Here is an 18,130-nt window from a genome sequence, read left to right as displayed (position 1 = left end):
GGATCGAGAGTACGAGTCGAGTAATCAGGCCAGATTCAGTGAATCGAATTTCGGGTAACGGCCGAGCGGCAGCAGCGTGATCGCGCCAAGCAGAAAGGCGGCGCCGCAGATCGACAGCATCGTCGTGTACGAGCCGGTCACGGTATAGATCCGGCCGAACAGCCACGGCGCCAATGCGGCTGCGATGGTGATCAGCGCGACGTGCATGCCGAACAGGCGCCCGTAATTGCGCATGCCGAAGTAACGCGCAATCAGATACGCGGCAATGTCGAATTCAGCGCCGGCGCCGAGGCCGATCAACAGCGTCGCAACCGCGAGCGTGGCGGCGTGATCGGCGCTGGTGGTGGAGAGCAGCAGACAACCCAGGGCGGGCATGGCGAGCGCGACCGCAGCGACCGCGGGTGCCCACAGGCGGTCGATCAGATAGCCGACCAGCAATCGGCCACCAATCAGCGAGAGTCCGAAGCTGCCGAATATATGACTGGCTTCGACCGCCGAGAGCCCTTTGTCGCGCAGGAGCGGCACGGTGTTGCTGACCATCGAGACCGTTGCGGCCACCACGAGCGAGAGAGCGATATTGAGCGTCCAGAAGCGCGCCGAACCCATCGCGTCACGGAACGCGAGCCCCGTATGCGCCCGCACCGGCGGCGCCGCACGATGGCCGGCGGCACGCTCGCCACGGCCCGCAGATGCGTCTTGCGCGGCCGGTGTCTGCAACCACATCAGCACGAGCGGCAACACCAGAATCAACGGCAGCGCCGCCAGCAAAAGAAACGCGGCTTGCCAGTTCCAGCGGCCGATCACCCACGTCACTGCCGACGGGATCAGAATTGCCGAGAGGCCCGTGCCTGAGAGCATCACGGCAAGTGCCAGGCCGCGATTGCGCTCGAACCACAGGTTGACCAGATGCGTCCACGTGATGTGCATCGTGCCCATGCCGGCGATCGGCAGCAGCGTGCACATCAGATAGAGCCACCCGATCGAGTGGCCCATCGCCTGCATCAGCGACATCAGCGCATAGACGACGGCGAGTCCGATCAGCGACGCGATCGTCACATGCCGCATCCCATAGCGGTCATTGAGCCAGCCGACAATTTGCGCGCCGATCACAGCACCGCCGAACAGAAAGCTGATCGCCGGTTGCAGTTCACCGCGGCTCCAGCCGAACGCATGTTGCAGCGGAATCACCAGCGAACCGAACGCATACAGCAGAGAAGCATTGGCGGCCACGCCAAGCCCGAGCATCGCCATCAGCACGGAGCGCCAGCCGGCGCGGAATTCGGTGAGGTCGATGGCGGCGGATTGAGACGAGTCAGAGGGGGGCATCGGCGGTTCCTTTGCGGATCGGCAAGCGACCACTGTGCGCACAAAACGCGCCTGGAAAGCAGTTCGCTACGGGTGTGGTATTCCACATACAGAAAACAATTCTACATATAGATTGATGCGGATAACTCGGTAGATGCCCTGGGAGGAGACGCGATTGGTTGCGTCATCGGTCTAAAGTGAGCCGCGTCATTGCTTGACCAGCAGCACGCTGGCGCCGAGCGGACCACCGCCTGCCGCTGCAATCGCCACCTCATGTGGCGCGACCTGGCGTTCGCCGCCTCGGCCCCACAACTGCGTGCAGGCCTCGTGCACATAGCCGAGGCCATGTGTACGTCCACCGGACAGCTGGCCACCGTTGGTGTTCAACGGCAAGTGGCCGCCGCGCGCAATGCGCTGGCCGCCTTCGACAAACGCGCCGCTCTCGCCGCGCGGGCAGAGTCCGAGTCCTTCCATCCATAGCATGGTCAGGATCGAAAAGCCGTCGTAGAGCTGCGCACTCCCGACGTCCTTCGGCTTCAGATCGGTGCGCGACCACAGCATGCGTCCGACGTCGAAGCAGGCGATCTCCGTTAACGAAATCTGATCCCACGACCACGGCTGATGCAGCGCGGAGCCGATGGCTTCGAGCCGGATCGGTGCGTTCGGCCCGTTGCACGCGAGGTCGGCGCGTGACAGCACGATGGCCGTGGACGCGTCGCAATGCACATCGCAATCGAACATGCGCAGCGGCGAGGAGATCATGCGGGATGCCAGGTAGTCGTCCATCGTCATTGCATTGCGAAACACCGCTTTCGGATTGAGCATCGCGTTGGCACGACAGGTCAGCGGAATCTGAGCAAGTTGCTCGGCCGTAGTGCCGTACTCGTGAAAGTGACGTTGCGCATACAGCGCCATCAGGTTGATGCCGGAGACGACATTGAAAGGCGTGTACCACTGCCAGAAATAGCTGCCGTCGCGGCCCACCGTCTTGTTGGTGAGCGCGCTGGCGGTCTTGTCTTTGAGGCGCGCGCTTGCCTCGGTAATGGTGCGAAACACCAAGACGTGTCTGCACAAACCGGCAGCGATCGCCATCGCGCCGTTCACCAGACCCGTGAGCGGGCCAGGTCCTTCGTAGCCTGCGCCATACCAGTTCACCTTCAGGCCGAGTACATTCATCAGCGCATTCGGACCCACCGGCGAGAACGGGTTGCCATTGTCGTTGTCGCCCGGCCAGCATGCAATCCCGTCGATATCTTCGCGGGTGAGGCCGGCATCGGCGATCGCTTCGAGCGCGGCGTCCACGCTCAACTGCATCGCCGTGCGGTTCGAAGGACGGCCCACTTCCGATTGACCGATGCCGCTGATCGCCACGTTCTTCTCGAACAGGTTCTCGCTCATGCCGCGCTCCGTTCGGGATCGGCTTCGAAGAGTGGCAGCCACACGTCTTCCTGCTGTTCAAATTTCACGCGCACCGGCATGCCGATATGCACGTCCGTGACCGCACCGCCGACGATATTCGTGACGAAACGCAGGCCTTCGCGCTCCGCGAGTTCGACGATCGCGACGACATACGGCACCGGAAGGTCGGGCAGCCATGCCTGATGATTGATCGTGAAACTCACCACCTTGCCGCGTCCCGAGACCGGCTTCGCGCCGACGTGCGACGACATGCAGCGTGGGCAGAGCGGCGCGGGCGGATGAAACAGATAGCGGCACGCATCGCAGTGGTAAATGTTGAGCAGACCATGTTCACCGCCTTGCCAGAACGGCGCGGTTTCAGCAGTCAGAAGAGGAAGTTTTCTCGGCATGGATGCGGTTGATTTCGTATTGCCTGGCAGTTGACCGTCTGTTGATGTCGCCATAATATATGAACAGAAACGCGAAAAATGTATTAAATTAGCGAGAACGGTGCAGGGTTTTCCCGCCAGGGAAATCACCCAGAAGCCCGGTCAAACACAGGAGACAGGCGTTCTTATGCCGACCAATCAACTCATCCATCGCAGAGTCATCGTCACGGGCGGTCTTGGCGCGTTAGGGCGCCAGGTCGGCGCCGAACTGAGCGCGCGCGGCGCACGTGTCGCGCTGGTGGATCGCGCTGCGAGCGTGGCGACCGACGGCGTGGAAGCGGTATTCGGCGGTGTCGATCTGGGCGATGCGGCCTGCACCTCGAGCGCGTTCGAGCAGATCGCCGGGCGGCTCGGCGGGATAGACGCGCTGGTCAACATCGCGGGTGGCTTTGCGTGGGAAACGCTGGAGTCGGGCAGCATCGAAACGTGGGATCGTCTTTACGCGATGAACGTGCGCACGGCGGCGATCGCTTCGCATGAAGTCCTGCCTTATCTGCTGCGCGAGCAGAGCGCACGCATCGTGAATGTCGGCGCATTGGCCGCCCTGAAGGCCGGTGCGGGCATGGGCGCGTACGCGGCGTCGAAGGCGGGCGTCGCGCGGCTCACCGAAGCGCTCGCGGAAGAACTGAAAGACCGCAACGTCACCGTCAACGCGGTGCTGCCGAGCATCATCGATACGCCCGCGAATCGCGCGGATATGCCGGACGCCGATACGTCGCGCTGGGTCGCGGCGGACAAGCTCGCCGCGGTGATCGCCTTCCTGTTGTCTGACGATGCCAGCGCGATGACCGGCGCGTGCCTGCCGGTAGCGGGGCGCGCGTGATGGCGACCGCACTTTCTCATGACCTGAACGCAATGCCGCAGCCGGCCGCCGCGCTGAGCTGGCATGACGGCTTCCTGCTTGGCTTTGCGCAGATGGACGAGACGCATCGTGAGTTCGTCGACTGTGTGGCTGCCTTGCAGCAATGCGACGAGGCAGCGGTGCCGAGGACGCTCGCGGCTTTCGAAAAGCATGCGGTCGCTCATTTCGAGCAGGAAGAGCAATGGATGCAGGACACGAGCTTTCCCGCCGCCCAGTGTCACGCGGACGAACACGCGGCGGTTCTGCGCTCGGTGCGCGAAGTTGCACAGATGCTGCGCGACGGCGCCGCCTGTCAGGTCGCGCGAGAACTCGCGGAGGCGCTCGCCGGCTGGTTTCCCGGCCACGCCGATTACATGGACGCGGCCTTGTCCCACTGGATGAGCAAACGTACCCATGGCGGCCTGCCGGTGGTCCTGCGACGCGCCATGCCGGGCAGCGCCGCCCCTGCGTCCGATTCATCCCTTCAAGCCGGAACCACTCGATGAGACTCGTCACTTTCCAATTGGCAGACGGCGTGCAGCGCTCCGGCGCACTGTTCGACAATGATCAGGCGGTACTCGATTTACGCGAGGCGAGCCGCATCGTGCGTGGCGGCGACAGTATCGCGTTGGCGAGCGTGCAGGCGTTGCTGACAGGCGGCGAGCCGTTGCTCGAAGAAGCCCGCGCGCTGCAGGCCCGCGCGCCCGCCGACGCGGTGCACGAACGCAGTGCCGTGAAGCTGCTCGCGCCGATTCAACCGCCCACGCAGATGCGCGACTGCTCGTGCTTCGAACTGCACTTGCGGCAGAGCTTCGCCGCGGCGCGTCGTGCGCGCGCCTTGCGTACGCCCGACCCGGAGGCGACGCTGAAGGCGATGAACACGCGCGCCGACGATCGCGTGATCGACACCTTCAACCGTCAGCCGATCTACTACAAGTGCAACCGCTTCGCGGTGATCGGCCCCGACGACGACGTGATCTGGCCTGCCTATAGCAAGCTGCTCGACTTCGAACTGGAGTTTGGCTGCTACATCGGCCAGCGCGCGAAAGATGTCTCGCGCGAGAATGCGCGCGCGCACATCTACGGCTACACGATCTTCAATGACATCAGCGCGCGCGACGCCCAGGCCACCGAAATGGGCGGCATGCTCGGGCCAGCCAAAGGCAAGGACTTCGATACGGCCAACGTGATGGGCCCGTGCCTCGTCACCGCCGACGAACTGGGCGACCCGTACGATCTGACGATGATTGCGCGTGTCAATGGCGAGGAATGGGGCCGCGGCAACACGCGCGACATGCGCTGGCAATTCGAGGACGTGATCGCGCATATCTCGCGCTCCGAGACGTTGCATCCGGGCGAGTTTCTGGGTTCAGGTACGGTCGGCAACGGCTGCGGACTTGAACAGCTCCGCTATCTGAAGCCGGACGATGTGGTCGAACTGGAGGTGGAGGGCATCGGCGTGTTGCGCAGCAGGATCGTGCGGCCGGTGGTGCAGGAGGTCGAAGCATGAGTGCCGCTCAAGCCGACGCCGCGCAACGGGCGCAAAGCACGAAGCCAGCGCTGTTAGCCGGTCTGAAAGTAATCGACTTTGCCACGGGCCTCGCAGGCAGCGCCACCGCGTTGTATCTCGCCGAAGCCGGCGCGGACGTCGTAAAAATCGAACGCCCACGCCATGAGGCCGAGCGCGACGAGGCACTCTTTCATGTGCTCGATCGCGGCAAGCGCCGCGTGACCGATGGCGACCTTGCCGCGCAGCGCGACCTGCTCGATAGCTTGCTGCCGGATGCCGACGTGCTGGTCCACGACCTCACGCCCGCCGAAGCATCCAGATGGTCGCTGGACGACGCGCAATTGCGGCAACGCTATCCGGCGCTGGTCATCGCGAGCGTGGGCGGCTGGCCGCGCCGTCATGCGCTCGCCGACGCTCCGGTGCGCGAGACGCTGGTGCTGGCGCGTCTAGGCATTCTTGACGAACAACCCGGGCATCGGCCTGGTCCGGTATTTATCCGCATGCCGTTCGCGAGCTGGATCGCCAGCTGGCTGAGCGCGGTCGGCGTTATGGCGCGGCTAATCGCGCGTGAACGCGACGGGCAGGGCGGCATCGCGCACACGAGCCTCGCGCAAGCCGCGCTCGTGCCGATGACGATGCACTGGTCGCGCGCCGCGCAGCCCACACCGGTGTTTGTCAAGGGGCTCGACAAGAGCGTGCCGATTCCGCTGCATCGCTGCGCCGACGGCCGCTGGATTCACGTGCATTACTCGCCCGACGCCGCGCCGTGGATGGCCGAAGCGCTCGCCGCGATGGGCCCGAACGAGGTAGCGCGCGCCAATGCGCAATGGCCGCCGAGCCATGTCGCGCCCAACTTCGGCGCGAACCGCGAAATCATCGCCACGCGCAATGCGCAGGACTGGGTCGAACATTTCTGGGCGCACGACGTCGCTGCGCAGATCGCCGCGCCGTTCGGCGAGATTTACGCCGACGAGCAGGCGCGGCTCAACGGTTATGTGGTCGGCGTGGACGATCCGGTGCTCGGCAGGACGTCCCAACCCGGACCGGCTTATCACGTCAATCCACCAGCACGTGTGCGCGGACCTTTGCAAGCACCGACGGCAGCACGCGATATCGACTGGTCGGACAAGAATCGCTTTGGCGCCACCGCTCGCGCGGATTCCGGCGTCGCTAATGGCGCTCGCGCGTCAGGCGCCGCGTCTCCGGCATCCCGTCCGCCGCTCGACGGTCTCAAGGTATTGGACCTCGGCGCTTATCTCGCCGGTCCGTTTGCCTGCATGGTGCTCGCCGATCTCGGTGCCGACGTCATCAAGGTCGAGCCACCCGCGGGCGACGCAATGCGACGGCTCGAGCGCGCCTTCGCCGGCACGCAGCGCGGCAAGCGCGGGCTTGCACTGAAGCTCGGCGCCGAAGGCAGCAAACCGGTTGTCGAAGCTCTTGCGAACTGGGCTGACATCGTTCATCACAACGTGCGCCTGCCTGCCGCGCGCAAGCTCGGCATTGCGCCCGAGCAGTTGCGGGCCATCAAACCGGCGCTCGTCTGCGCACACGTCAGCTCGTATGGTCCGCAAGGTCCCCGTGCCGATTGGCCCGGTTTCGATCAGTTGATGCAGGCGGCGGTCGGTTGGGAAGCGGAGTCGGGCGGCGAGGGCAATCCGCCGAGCTGGCTGCGCTTTGGCGTCGGCGATCATCTGGCGGCTTTGTCGTCGGTGTTCGCGGTGTTGCTCGCGCATCTCGCGCGCATGCGGACCGGCCAGGGACAGGCCGTCGCCTCGTCGCTGCTCGGTGCGATGACGATGACCGCGAGCGAAGCCGTTGTGATCGATCGGGAGCGCGCCTTGACGCCGATGGCGCATCTCGACGCGGGCCAGCACGGCATCGCGCCGACGCATCGCCTCTATCGCTGCAAGGATGGCTGGATCGCCGTGGCCGCGCTGAGCGTAGCGGAAGGCGACGCCTTCATGCGTGTCGCCGGCAAGGAGCCCGAAGCCGCGCTTGGTGTGCTCGACGTCACGGCGGCGCTGACCACATTGCACGCAGCGGGCGTACCCGCCGAGCCTGCATTGGAATCGCAAAGCGACGCGTTTCTCGACAGCGCCGACCATGCCGCCGCCGGGCTGCACGCTACGTACGGCCACGCCGTCTACGGCTCGCTGCAGCAGATCGGCGCGCTGTGGGACTTCGACGATTTACCGCTCGTCATCGAACGGGCGCCGCCCGCGCTCGGCGAGCACAGCCGCGAGGTGCTGGAGATGCTGGGTTTCGACGCGCAACACATCGAACAGCTGGTCAATCAGGGCATCACGCGTATTTGAGCGCCACGGAGACAAGGACAATGAACGAACTGGATTTCACCGGCAAGAACGTGCTGGTGGTGGGCGGCTCGAGCGGTATCGGTAACGGTATTGCCCAGGCGTTTCTGCAACGCGGCGCGACGGTACATGTGTGGGGCACGCGCGCTTCGGTATCCGATTACGCCGATTCGATCGATTCGAATCTGACGGGGCTGCACTATGCCCAGGTGGACGTCTCGGAGTCGGCGAACATCGAACGGTGCGCACTGCCGTTCGATCGTCTCGACGTGCTGGTGCAGGCGCAAGGCACGGTGCTATACGACCGTCAGGAGTTCAAGACGGCAGGCTTCAAAAAGGTGCTCGACATCAACCTCACCAGCCTGATGGCCTGTGCGGACCGTTGCTTCGAACCGTTGAAGGCGGCACGCGGCGCGATGATCATCGTCAGTTCGGCAGCAGCCTTTCATTCGACGCGCGGCAATCCCGCGTATAACGCGTCGAAAACCGGCGCCTTCGGTCTGACACGCACGCTAGGCGAAGCGTGGGCACGCGACGGCATCCGCGTGAACGGCATCGCGCCCGGGCTTGTGGAAACCAAGCTCACGCGCGTGACGACCGCCGACCCGAAGCGGCTCGAAGGCGCGCTGCGGCGCATTCCGCTCGGTCGCCTCGGCACGCCCGCGGACATGGCCGGCGGCGCACTGTTCCTCGCGTCGCCGCTGTCCGCTTACATGCTCGGCCAGACCTTGCTGCTCGACGGCGGCATGTTGCTCGCCTGAGTCTTATTCGCACGTTTACCTCGAAGAGGAACCGCATGTCCTGGGACTTTGAAACCGATCCTGACTTTCAGGCCGAACTCGACTGGATCGGGCAGTTCGTGCGCGACGAAGTCGAACCGCTCGAACATGTATTGGGCAGCCCGTGGAATATCCACGACCCGAAGTTTCAGATTCTCGTGAAGCCGTTGCAGCGGCAGGTGAAGGATCGCAAGCTGTGGGCGTGCCACCTCGGGCCCGAACTCGGCGGACCGGGCTATGGGCAGGTCAAGCTCGCGCTAATCAATGAGATTCTGGGCCGCGCGCTGTTCGCGCCGATCGTCTTCGGCTGTCAGGCGCCCGATTCCGGCAATGCGGAAATCCTGGCGCATTACGGCACTGAAGCGCAGAAGGTGCGTTATCTCGCGCCCTTGCTGGCAGGCGATATCGTCTCCTGTTTCGCGATGACCGAACCTCAAGGGGGCGCAGATCCCAAAGTCTTCACGACCCGTGCGGTGCGCGACGGTGACGACTGGGTGATCAGTGGGCAGAAATGGTTTGCGTCGAACGCGCGGTTCGCGGACTTTTTCATCGTGATGGCGATCACCGATCCGGATGTCTCCGCCTACAAGGGCATGTCGATGTTCATCGTGCCGGCGGGCACGCCGGGCCTAAGCATTCTGCGCAATGTCGGTATGGCCGACGAGCCTGAAGCGACGCACGCCTATCTGGCCTTCGACCAGGTGCGCGTGCAGGCCGACCATATGCTCGGCGCACCCGGCGAAGCCTTCGTTGTCGCCCAGGTGCGGCTCGGTGGCGGCCGCGTGCATCACGCGATGCGCACGATCGGTCTCGCGCAGAAAGCGCTCGATGCCTTGTGCGAGCGGGCGCTGTCACGTCACACGCAGGGCAGTGTGCTCGCCGACAAACAGATGGTGCAGGAAAAGATCGCGGACTCGTGGCTCGAACTGGAGCAGTTCCGCCTGCTCGTGATGCGCACCGCGTGGCGCATCGATCGCTATCAGGACTACCAGAAGGTGCGCAAGGACATCGCTGCGGTGAAGGCCGCGATGCCGAAGGTGCTGCATGACATCGCGGCGCGCGCGCTGCATGTGCATGGTTCAATCGGCGCTTCTTCGGAGATGCCGTTCGCCGGCATGATCTCGCGTGCCTTCCAGATGGGTCTCGCCGACGGTCCGACCGAGGTGCACAAGGTCACCGTCGCCAAACAGTTGCTGCGTGACTACGCGCCGTGCCAGGACCTGTTTCCTGCTTACCACCGGCCCACCGCAGCCGCGGCAGCCGAGCGCAAATTCCGCGCGGCGCTTGGCTAACTGCTCACAGGAGTAGGTGATGACGAATTCCGGCTGGCAAGCGGCCGTGGACCTCGAACGGCTCACGCAATGGATGGATGCGCAGTCACTCGAAAGCGGACCGATTGCCGACGCGCAGCCTCTCACGGGCGGCACGCAAAACATCCTGTTGCGCTTCAGACGCGGGGCGCGTGAATTCGTCCTGCGCCGGCCGCCTTTGCACGCACGGCCGGAAGTGTGCGCGACCATCGCTCGCGAAGCGCGCGTGCTGGGCGCATTGGCAGGCACCGCGGTGCCGCATCCGGCGTTGTTTGGATCCTGTACCGACGATGCCGTGCTCGGCGCGCCGTTCTATCTGATGGCGCCGGTGACAGGCTTCAACGCTTCGGCGGCGGCGCTGCCGGATTTTCATGCGCAGCCGCGAGCGCAGCAACGCATGGGCTACTCGATGGTCGATGCGCTGCTGCGGCTCGGCGAAGTCGATCCATTGGCGGTTGGTCTTGGCGACTTCGGCAAACCGCAGGGCTTCCTCGAACGGCAGGTCTCGCGTTGGCGCGGTCAGCTGGAGCATTATCAGGTGCATGCGGGCTGGCCCGGTCCGGCCTCATTGCCGGGCGTCGTCGAGGTCGCGCAGTGGCTGGAAGCGACTCGCCCCGCGCCGTCGCGCACCGGCATTCTGCATGGCGATTTTCATCTGGCTAACGTGATGTTCCGCAACGACACGGCCGAACTCGCGGCGATCATCGACTGGGAACTGGCTACTGTCGGCGATCCCATGCTCGATCTCGGCTGGCTGGTGGCGACTTGGCCGAATGCCGAGGGTCAGGGCGCGGGAACGATACGCGTCACACCGTGGCTCGGATTTCCGAGTGCCACCGAGCTCGTCGGCTACTACCGCGAGCGTAGCGATCGTGATTTATCCGCGATCGATTGGTATGTCGTGCTCGCGCGCTTCAAGCTCGGCATTCTGCTAGAGGGGAGTTATGCGCGGTCGTGCGCGGGCAAGTCATCGGCGGAACTTGGTAGCAAGCATCATGCGTCGGCTGTGCGCCTGCTCGGGCAGGCCAAAGATCTGATTGTGCAACTGGCGTGACGCACGTCCCCCCGGTGGCGCATGGCGTATTCGATACGAACAGAATAGAAACACGGAGACAGACATGGGTATCCAGAACAAACGCGTGATCGTGACGGGCTCAGCGAGCGGTATCGGCGCGAGTGCCGTAAAGGCCCTGGTTGCTGCGGGCGCGAAAGTGGCGGCACTCGATCTGAACGACGACACGGGCCGCAAGATCGCCGCAGATGCATCCGCAAAGGGGCCGGGCGTCGCGCATTATTTCCGCTGCGACGTGAGCCAGCGCGCGCAAGTCGACGACGCTTTCAGCGCGGCGGTGGAGCGCATCGGCGGCCTCGATGCGCTCGTGAATATCGCCGGCGTTGAGCGTAAATCGCCGGCGGAATCGATCACCCAGGAAGATTGGGACCTGATGTTCGACGTCAACGCGCGCGGCACGCTCAACACCAATCAGGCCGCTTTCGCGCATCTGAAAGAACACGGCGGGCACATTATCAATTTCGCGTCGGCGGCGGGCGTGATGGGCGTGCCGGGGCTCGCGCATTATTCGGCGGCCAAGGCGGCGGTGCTCGGCTGGACTCGCACGGCGGCGAAGGAGTGGGGCAAGCACCGCATCACGGTCAATGCATTGGCTCCCGCCATGTGGACCCCGATGTACGAGAAGTTCCGCGCCCGGCTGGATGCCGAACAACTCGCCGCGCACGACGTTTTCATGGCGCAGCAGATTCCGCTGGGCGGGCGCCTTGGCGATCCCGACACAGCGATGGCGCCCGTGCTGCTCTTTCTCGTCAGCGACGGCGCGAACTTAATCACCGGACAGACGCTGGCGGTAGACGGCGGTCTGATGATTCCTTGAGCGCGGGCACGCGATGACTGAACGTCTGCAAGGCCAGGTCGCGCTGATCACCGGTGCCGCCAGTGGCATAGGCGCGGCGACGGCACGGCGCATGTCGGCGGAAGGCGCCACGGTGGTGCTGGCCGATATCGACGTCGACGCCGGTGCTTCTCTGGCGCACGAACTGGCGAATGCATCGTTCGTGCGCACCGACGTGAGCGTTGAAGCCCAGGTCGCTCAGGCGGTCGAGCATGCATTGCAACGGCATGGCCGGCTCGACTGTATGGTGAACAACGCGGGATTGGTGGGTGCGTTCGGCTCAATTCTCGAGACCGACGCCGCTGCCTGGCACGCCACCCTTGCTGTGCTGCTCGATAGCGTGTTTTACGGTATCAAGCACGCCGGTCGCGCGATGGTGCGGCGAAAGGGCGGCTGCATTCTGTCGGTGGCGAGTACTGCCGGTGTCATCGGCGGTCTCGGGCCGCATGCGTACACCGCAGCCAAACACGGTGTGATCGGACTCACGCGATCAGCGGCCTCGGAACTCGCACCTCACGGCGTGCGCGTCAACGCGGTGGCCCCGGGTACGACCGTCACCAACATGATCGTGCAGGGCCTCGGCAGTCTCGAAGCGGCGCTCGACGCAGCCGCTACGGCATCGCCGCTCGGTACGCCGCTGATGCCCGAGGAAATCGCCGCCGCGCTCGTCTACCTGGCAAGCGACGATGCGCGCCATGTCACCGCGCACACGCTGGTCGTCGATTCCGGCGTGACGGTGGCGGGCGCATCTGGCAGCGGGCAGTTTCATCAGCGCGCGCCGGGTTTCATGGGCCGCATGCCTCGCGCAGCAGATCGAACCGACTGAATAGATCGAACCAATGAAGCAGAGCGCGCCACGCATTGATGCGATGCGCGGACATTTCGACCATCGCGCCGCCGCCCGCATGACATTCGCGTAGCGACCGGCGTCCATACACGGACCCACAAAGCCATACCCCGCCATACAGGAGAAAGACCCATGCTGATCGACGTCCACGCCCATCTTTTCACCCCCGCGATGCTCAAGCGCCACGAGTTCTGGGGCCCCTTCATGAAGACTAAAGGCCTGACGGTGGGTCATTTTTCGCTCGGCACGACGCAACCGTCAAAAGCGCGCGATGACGACGAAGCCGAGGCCAACCTGCTCGCGCGCATGACGCACGACGCGCGCCGCAAGCTGATGACCGAGCGCGGTGTCGACAAGCTGGTGCTGTCCACGCCGTCGCATGCGTTCATGTACTGGGCCGGCGAATTCGGCGACGAATACGCGCGCATCTGCAACGACGAACTCTCCGCCTTCTGCGCAAAGGACTCGGAACATTTCGCGTTCTGGGCGCATGCGAACCTCGCCAATCCGGCCGAGGCTGCACGCGAAATCGAACGTGCGGTGACGCAACTCGGCGCCAGGGGCGTGTGCGTGGGCGGCGCCAATTTCAATGGACTGGAAGCGCATAGCGAAGAACTGTTCCCGGTGTGGGAGCAGCTTGAAAAGCTCGATGCGCCGATCATGGTGCACGGCTTCAACCAGTCGATCTACTGGGGCGAAAAGCATACCGACGACAGGTTCGAAACCACCTCGATCGTCGGCGACTGCGTCGACGAAACGTTGTTCTTCTGGAATCTGATCAACGGCGGGGCGCTCGATACGTTCCCCGGCTTGAAGACCTACATCACGCACGCGGGCGGCATGGCGATTTTCCAGCTTGGACGCCTGAACGATCTCAACCGCGTGATGGCGCCGGACTCGCGCAACAAGCGTCCGGTGATGGATTATCTGCCGAACTTCTACTTCGACCTCGATGTGCACGCAACTGGCTTGCGCCGCGGCGTGGTGGAGGTGGTCGGCGTGGATAACCTGGTATACGGCACGAACTTCGGCGGCGCGTACGAGCACGGCGACTTGACCGAAGGCCTCGGACTGTCGGAGACGGACCGCGAGAAGATCCGCAGCGGCAATGCCATCAAGCTGCTGAAGCTCGACGTCAGCGAGCAGGTCGCCGCCTGAAGCAGTAGCGCGCGCAAAAACATAGCACGCAAGGAAGTCTGCAACGCGAGCCGGTGCGATGCCTGGTGGCACCGTGCCGGCGAGACTCGATAAAAAGACGGAGACACGCATATGACGACAGGCAACTGGTGGGCGGCGGCGCTTCGCGAATCGGTGAACGGCGAGAAGCCGCTCGCCGTCGTGTGCAATGGTGAGGCGCTGGTGTTGTTTCGCAATGCGGCAGGCGAGCTGTGCGCGCTGGAGGATCGGTGTCCGCATCGGCGCGTGCCGCTTGCGCTCGGGACGGTCACGCCGAAGGGGCTGCAATGCGGTTATCACGGCTGGACCTTCAATGGCACGACCGGGATGTGCGCCACGATTCCGAATCTGCGTGAGGACGAGCGCGTGCCGTCGCGTTACGGCGCGCGTGCCTATCGGGTTGCCGAAAGCAACGGCTTCGTACACGTGTGGTTAGGCGAAGGCGGCCCCGACGACTCGCGGCTGCCAGGTGCAGACTATCAACCGCAAGGCACCGAGTTCAGCGGCGCGGCCGTGGTCAATATCGCCCACGACGAGTATCTCGCGGCGATGCTCGACGGTCCCGAATGCCTGCTCGAATTCGGCAGCGTGCGTATCACCGATTTCTTCCTCGGCGATCCACGGTTGGAAGCAGGGCGTCTCGTGGTCGATCGCGGCGCGGTATGGACGACGCGGATGCTGCCGCCAGCCTTCGTCATCGATCATCCGCTGATTGTACGCACGGCGGTGCCGCTCGAGGGCGGCACGATACGCGTCGAGTTGCTGGATGCGGACGAGGCGCCACTCGTGACTTTGTGCATCGCTTCCAGTGCCAATCGGCGCGGCACTACCAGCCTGTGCTGGCGCGGTTTCAGACACGACACGCGGGTGGCCGGCGCGCCGCTGCGCTGGCATCTCGCCCGGCGTCGCGCACGCGCGCCGTTCCAGATCCATCAAATGATCGACGGCGCCGTGCTGGCCGCGTTGCTGGTGGCGCCGTCGCGTGATCTGGCCGCGGCACGCGCCGCGCGGCGTGCGCCTTTAAGCGAGGCCGCCTGAGCTGTTTCCCATTTTCACAAGGAGCACCGCATCATGAATGCCGTCACCGAAACACTCGCCACCGACTCGGCCGATGCCGCGGCCGACTCGGCCGCCACACGGTCCAGATCCGCGCGCCGCGACTGGACCCCGCTCAACTACGATCTGCACGACGCCTGGTTCCCGGTCTCGCATAGCCGCGATGTGACGGAGAAACCGATTCGCCGCATCGTCCATTCGCAGCCGTATTTTCTGTGGCGGGACCACGCGGGTAAGCCTTTCGCCGCCGAGTTCCGCCCCGAGCAACTGGACCAGCGCCGTGCGCAGGCCAGCGCGTTCACTGGCGGCTCGGGTTTCTATCCGGCGGTGGAGTGCTATGGCTATATCTGGGCGTGGTACGGCAATCCGGATAACGCCGACGAGCAATTGCTGCCGCACATTCCGTTTTTGCCGCTCGACGGCAGTTTGCCCGGCTATACGCAACGCACGGTGCGCTTCGACTCGACCTCGGCGCTCTCGATCGAGAATCTGATCGATCTCACGCATGCCGATTTTCTGCACGCCAATACGATCGGCGACGGCGCGTCCGAGTCCGACATCGTTGAAACGGAATGGACTTCGGAGACAGTTACGCGCACCCGGATCGTCACGCAGAAGTCGGTGGCGCCGATCATGCGCTGGGTAGGCGGCGTGCGCGCGAAGTACCAAGATTTTCGTGCGGTGCTGCACGTGCATTTGCGCAGCAACGTATGCATTTCCTATCCGCGTTTCAGGCCCGGCTACGACGTGCCGAACCTGCAGCCGTTCGTGCCGGTGGGCCGCCATCGCTCGCGCTGCGACGTCACCTTCAATACGACGGCCGCGCCGATTCCGTTGCGCTATGTGATGCCGCGAATCGCGTTCGTGATCCAGCCGCAGGACAATTCGGTGATCCGGCCGCAGAACGAACGCTATTTCGAACCGGACGACCGCCTCGATCTGCATTCGCGTTTCGATGCGCCGGGTACGCGCTATCGCTTTCTGATGGATCAACTGGTGCAACGGCAGGCGCGCGGTGACTGCTCGTACGGATCGGACGCCGAACCAGGACGTGACATCCGCGCGCTGCTCGGGATGGTGGATTGACAGCCCGCGAGAGCGGGCGTTGGAGAGAAGGACGGGCGTGCATAACGCCCGTGCACTTCGCTAACGCGCGCGGATAAACTCGCGGCAGAGTTCGAAGAATGGATGCGTACAGTTCGCAAAGGCCTGCACCACATCGAAATGGTCGCAGTCGTCGATGCGGTAATGCGGCATGAAACGCTGCGCATTGCCGAATGTTGTTTCGTAAGCGCGAGCCTGCTGATGAAACGCTGCCGTCTCGGCGCCACCCACCGCGAGCAGCTGCGGCGCGTCGGTCGCGGGAGGATGCCGCAACGCACTCGCGGCGCGCGCCTGCTCATGGTCGAGCTGCAAACCTTCGTTGATCGAGGTGCCGCACAGCGGCTCCAGGTCGAATAGTGCCGAGATCAGGATCGCGCCGCTGAGCATCTGTTTCGGCAAATCGTCGCCGAGCGCATCCCAGTGCGTCGCCATCATCCGCGCGGCGAGGTGACCGCCCGCCGAATGGCCGCTAACGAACCAGCGCTTGCGCGAGCACCCGAGTTCGCCGGCGTGACGCCACAGCCATGCCAGCGCCCGCTGCGATTGCGCGACGATCCCTTCGACCGAAACCGCCGGACACAGCGTGTAATTCACGAGCACGACCGACACGCCCGCGGCCGCGAACGGTTCGGCCACGAAGCTGTACACCGACTTGTCGCCGCGTTGCCAGAAGCCGCCGTGAAAGAAGATCAGCAGCGGTGCATCGGCGGACGCGGCGGGAAAGTAGTCCAGACGATCCCGTTCGCTCGGGCCGTACGCCACATCCAGTTGCGCGCCCGGCAAGTGCCTGAATGTGGCTGAACGTGCCAGCCATTCCTGCAGGAGGCTGGACTCGAAATCGGGGCGCAGCAGGCGCATGTTGTATTGCGCTTCGAGTTCGGCGGACAGCGGAGTCGTGGTGGACAGAGTCATGGCGTGATCACAACGAAGCGAACCCGAGTGCCTGACGGAAGCGATTCTTCACAAAGACACCATCGCGTGAGGGCAACGCGCGCGGTAACTCGTCCGCTTTGACATGCACCTGCGCGAAGTTCAGTCCTGCGCGTGCGTTGATCCGGGCGGCTAACGCCTCGACACCGTCGAGGGAGTAAATTTCGGCAGCCTGTTCGATGCCGCATGCCCGCGCCACCTGCGCGAGCCGGGTCCCAAGACTGCTATGGCTGCGCTGCATGCCGGTTTCGCCGAAGTGGCCGTTGTCCAGCACGACCACGCTCAGATTAGGCAGCTGTTGTGCGCCGGCGGTTGCGAGGCTGCCGATGCCCATCAACTGTTCGCCGTCACCGGTAATCGCCAGCACGGGGCGATCGCGTTGCGCGAGCGCGAGGCCGAGCGCGACGGAGGTCGAGCCGCCCATTGCGCCCCAGAGATAGAAGTAGCGGTCCGAGTCGCCTGAGGCGAATACGTCGTAGGTCGGCGAACCGAGGCCCGTCACCACCAGCGCGTTCGGGCAAAGCGCGAGCAGACGCGCGACGAATTCGCGACGATCGATCGACGCGGAAGAAGCGATGGAAGAGGCGGTGTTCATTTTCGTTCCCACTTTTTGCGTCCAATGAGGCGCTGCGACAGCAGCACGGCAATCTGCTGACCGCCTTCGAAGGCGGCGTCGAGGCCGGCGGACACCATGTCTTCGACTTCGTCAGGCGTCGAGGCGCGCCATACGGTGATCCCCATCAATTCGAGCGCTGCCTGGGTCGCCTGGCCCATCGGGCATTGCCAGGGGTTGAACTCGGCATACTCGCCACGCATCGTCACCAAGGTGAGAAACGGGAAGCGACAGCTTTGCAACAACGAGAACATGTTCACGCAATTGCCCACGCCGCTGCTTTGCATCAGCAGTACCGCGCGCTGGCCGCCGAGCCATGCGCCGCTCGTGAGCGCGACGCCTTCCTCTTCGGTGGTGAGCACGATGTCGCGCATCTGCGGGTCCTGCTGGACGCGGCGGATCACGTGCGCGTGGCCGGCATCCGGCACGTAGGCGACCTGGCGTACGCCGCCGCCCTTCAGAATGGAGAAAATGTTCTCCTGCCAGTTCGATACTGGCGACTCGGTTGTGCTCATGTCTCCTCGTGAATCCGTGAATGTGTAGCGCTATGCTAGGGCGAGAGACGGACGCAGCGCCAATAACAAAGGTTGCTG

The 18,130-nt window shown here is 64.3% G+C and carries 18 protein-coding genes; 12 read left to right on the top strand and 6 right to left on the bottom strand.

Annotation, left to right across the window (positions count from 1 at the left end):
- Positions 1–24 precede the first annotated feature (24 nt).
- The 3 genes from FSO04_RS10285 to FSO04_RS10275 form a co-directional block, all read right to left on the bottom strand.
- Positions 25–1,326 (bottom strand): MFS transporter, encoded by a 1,302-nt coding sequence (locus FSO04_RS10285; RefSeq protein ID WP_154559596.1) that lies wholly within the window; start codon positions 1,324–1,326, stop codon positions 25–27.
- Positions 1,327–1,512: 186 nt separating this feature from the next.
- Positions 1,513–2,703, bottom strand: a complete 1,191-nt coding sequence (locus FSO04_RS10280; protein ID WP_154559595.1) for a thiolase family protein — start codon at positions 2,701–2,703, stop codon at positions 1,513–1,515.
- On the bottom strand, positions 2,700–3,113 hold the full coding sequence (locus tag FSO04_RS10275; protein ID WP_154559594.1) for a Zn-ribbon domain-containing OB-fold protein: 414 nt from the start codon (positions 3,111–3,113) through the stop codon (positions 2,700–2,702). The genes FSO04_RS10280 and FSO04_RS10275 overlap by 4 nt, the downstream gene beginning before the upstream one ends.
- 166 nt (positions 3,114–3,279) lie before the next feature.
- Between FSO04_RS10275 and FSO04_RS10270 the strand changes: the two genes are divergently transcribed.
- From FSO04_RS10270 to FSO04_RS10215, 12 genes are all read left to right on the top strand, one after another.
- Entirely contained in the window at positions 3,280–3,975 is a 696-nt protein-coding gene (locus FSO04_RS10270) for an SDR family NAD(P)-dependent oxidoreductase (RefSeq protein WP_154559593.1), read from the top strand.
- Entirely contained in the window at positions 3,975–4,499 is a 525-nt protein-coding gene (locus tag FSO04_RS10265) for a bacteriohemerythrin (RefSeq protein ID WP_199203020.1), read from the top strand. The genes FSO04_RS10270 and FSO04_RS10265 overlap by 1 nt, the downstream gene beginning before the upstream one ends.
- Entirely contained in the window at positions 4,496–5,503 is a 1,008-nt protein-coding gene (locus tag FSO04_RS10260; protein ID WP_154559592.1) for a fumarylacetoacetate hydrolase family protein, read from the top strand. Before FSO04_RS10265 ends, FSO04_RS10260 begins: the two co-directional genes overlap by 4 nt.
- Positions 5,500–7,818 (top strand): CoA transferase, encoded by a 2,319-nt coding sequence (locus tag FSO04_RS10255; protein WP_154559591.1) that lies wholly within the window; start codon positions 5,500–5,502, stop codon positions 7,816–7,818. Before FSO04_RS10260 ends, FSO04_RS10255 begins: the two co-directional genes overlap by 4 nt.
- Before the next feature lie 20 nt (positions 7,819–7,838).
- Positions 7,839–8,576 carry an SDR family NAD(P)-dependent oxidoreductase gene (locus FSO04_RS10250; RefSeq protein WP_154559590.1) on the top strand — a complete coding sequence of 246 codons (738 nt, stop codon included), beginning with the start codon at positions 7,839–7,841 and terminating at the stop codon, positions 8,574–8,576.
- Positions 8,577–8,611: 35 nt separating this feature from the next.
- Entirely contained in the window at positions 8,612–9,886 is a 1,275-nt protein-coding gene (locus tag FSO04_RS10245) for an acyl-CoA dehydrogenase family protein (RefSeq protein WP_154559589.1), read from the top strand.
- A gap of 19 nt (positions 9,887–9,905) precedes the next feature.
- A complete protein-coding gene (locus FSO04_RS10240) occupies positions 9,906–10,958 on the top strand; it encodes a phosphotransferase family protein (protein WP_154559588.1) in 1,053 nt (350 codons plus the stop codon).
- Positions 10,959–11,022: 64 nt separating this feature from the next.
- Positions 11,023–11,793: an SDR family NAD(P)-dependent oxidoreductase gene (locus tag FSO04_RS10235; RefSeq protein ID WP_154559587.1), complete on the top strand. Its 771-nt coding sequence runs from the start codon at positions 11,023–11,025 to the stop codon at positions 11,791–11,793.
- A 13-nt stretch (positions 11,794–11,806) separates the two neighbouring features.
- Entirely contained in the window at positions 11,807–12,637 is an 831-nt protein-coding gene (locus FSO04_RS10230) for an SDR family oxidoreductase (RefSeq protein WP_154559586.1), read from the top strand.
- A 153-nt stretch (positions 12,638–12,790) separates the two neighbouring features.
- Positions 12,791–13,816, top strand: coding sequence for an amidohydrolase family protein (locus FSO04_RS10225; protein WP_154559585.1), 1,026 nt, complete (start codon positions 12,791–12,793; stop codon positions 13,814–13,816).
- Positions 13,817–13,927: 111 nt separating this feature from the next.
- On the top strand, positions 13,928–14,872 hold the full coding sequence (locus FSO04_RS10220; RefSeq protein WP_154559584.1) for a Rieske 2Fe-2S domain-containing protein: 945 nt from the start codon (positions 13,928–13,930) through the stop codon (positions 14,870–14,872).
- A gap of 33 nt (positions 14,873–14,905) precedes the next feature.
- On the top strand, positions 14,906–15,976 hold the full coding sequence (locus tag FSO04_RS10215) for an oxygenase (RefSeq protein ID WP_233464806.1): 1,071 nt from the start codon (positions 14,906–14,908) through the stop codon (positions 15,974–15,976).
- Positions 15,977–16,036: 60 nt separating this feature from the next.
- Here the strand turns inward: FSO04_RS10215 and FSO04_RS10210 are convergent, their stop codons facing one another.
- Genes FSO04_RS10210 through FSO04_RS10200 form a run of 3 tightly spaced genes read right to left on the bottom strand, consistent with a single transcriptional unit; the run spans position 16,037 to position 18,052 of the window.
- Positions 16,037–16,906 carry an alpha/beta hydrolase gene (locus FSO04_RS10210; RefSeq protein WP_154559583.1) on the bottom strand — a complete coding sequence of 290 codons (870 nt, stop codon included), beginning with the start codon at positions 16,904–16,906 and terminating at the stop codon, positions 16,037–16,039.
- Positions 16,907–16,913: 7 nt separating this feature from the next.
- The gene (locus FSO04_RS10205; RefSeq protein ID WP_154559582.1) at positions 16,914–17,519 is read right to left on the bottom strand and encodes a thiamine pyrophosphate-dependent enzyme; all 606 of its coding nucleotides are present in this window, start codon (positions 17,517–17,519) and stop codon (positions 16,914–16,916) included.
- Positions 17,516–18,052: a thiamine pyrophosphate-binding protein gene (locus FSO04_RS10200; RefSeq protein ID WP_154559581.1), complete on the bottom strand. Its 537-nt coding sequence runs from the start codon at positions 18,050–18,052 to the stop codon at positions 17,516–17,518. The genes FSO04_RS10205 and FSO04_RS10200 overlap by 4 nt, the downstream gene beginning before the upstream one ends.
- Between the last annotated feature and the right edge of the window lie 78 nt (positions 18,053–18,130).

Origin of the sequence: Paraburkholderia madseniana (assembly GCF_009690905.1) — a bacterium.
GTDB classification, from domain to species: domain Bacteria; phylum Pseudomonadota; class Gammaproteobacteria; order Burkholderiales; family Burkholderiaceae; genus Paraburkholderia; species Paraburkholderia madseniana.
This window is presented reverse-complemented; position numbering and strand designations above follow the sequence as displayed.

Coding starts and splice junctions, on each gene's coding strand:
- FSO04_RS10225 (WP_154559585.1), top strand. CDS start 12,791: ATGCTGATCGACGTCCACGCCCATCTTTTCACCCCCGCGATGCTCAAG.
- FSO04_RS10275 (WP_154559594.1), bottom strand. CDS start 3,113: ATGCCGAGAAAACTTCCTCTTCTGACTGCTGAAACCGCGCCGTTCTGG.
- FSO04_RS10270 (WP_154559593.1), top strand. CDS start 3,280: ATGCCGACCAATCAACTCATCCATCGCAGAGTCATCGTCACGGGCGGT.
- FSO04_RS10285 (WP_154559596.1), bottom strand. CDS start 1,326: ATGCCCCCCTCTGACTCGTCTCAATCCGCCGCCATCGACCTCACCGAA.
- FSO04_RS10230 (WP_154559586.1), top strand. CDS start 11,807: ATGACTGAACGTCTGCAAGGCCAGGTCGCGCTGATCACCGGTGCCGCC.
- FSO04_RS10235 (WP_154559587.1), top strand. CDS start 11,023: ATGGGTATCCAGAACAAACGCGTGATCGTGACGGGCTCAGCGAGCGGT.
- FSO04_RS10250 (WP_154559590.1), top strand. CDS start 7,839: ATGAACGAACTGGATTTCACCGGCAAGAACGTGCTGGTGGTGGGCGGC.
- FSO04_RS10260 (WP_154559592.1), top strand. CDS start 4,496: ATGAGACTCGTCACTTTCCAATTGGCAGACGGCGTGCAGCGCTCCGGC.
- FSO04_RS10205 (WP_154559582.1), bottom strand. CDS start 17,519: ATGAACACCGCCTCTTCCATCGCTTCTTCCGCGTCGATCGATCGTCGC.
- FSO04_RS10245 (WP_154559589.1), top strand. CDS start 8,612: ATGTCCTGGGACTTTGAAACCGATCCTGACTTTCAGGCCGAACTCGAC.
- FSO04_RS10200 (WP_154559581.1), bottom strand. CDS start 18,052: ATGAGCACAACCGAGTCGCCAGTATCGAACTGGCAGGAGAACATTTTC.
- FSO04_RS10265 (WP_199203020.1), top strand. CDS start 3,975: ATGGCGACCGCACTTTCTCATGACCTGAACGCAATGCCGCAGCCGGCC.
- FSO04_RS10215 (WP_233464806.1), top strand. CDS start 14,906: ATGAATGCCGTCACCGAAACACTCGCCACCGACTCGGCCGATGCCGCG.
- FSO04_RS10255 (WP_154559591.1), top strand. CDS start 5,500: ATGAGTGCCGCTCAAGCCGACGCCGCGCAACGGGCGCAAAGCACGAAG.
- FSO04_RS10280 (WP_154559595.1), bottom strand. CDS start 2,703: ATGAGCGAGAACCTGTTCGAGAAGAACGTGGCGATCAGCGGCATCGGT.
- FSO04_RS10220 (WP_154559584.1), top strand. CDS start 13,928: ATGACGACAGGCAACTGGTGGGCGGCGGCGCTTCGCGAATCGGTGAAC.
- FSO04_RS10240 (WP_154559588.1), top strand. CDS start 9,906: ATGACGAATTCCGGCTGGCAAGCGGCCGTGGACCTCGAACGGCTCACG.
- FSO04_RS10210 (WP_154559583.1), bottom strand. CDS start 16,906: ATGACTCTGTCCACCACGACTCCGCTGTCCGCCGAACTCGAAGCGCAA.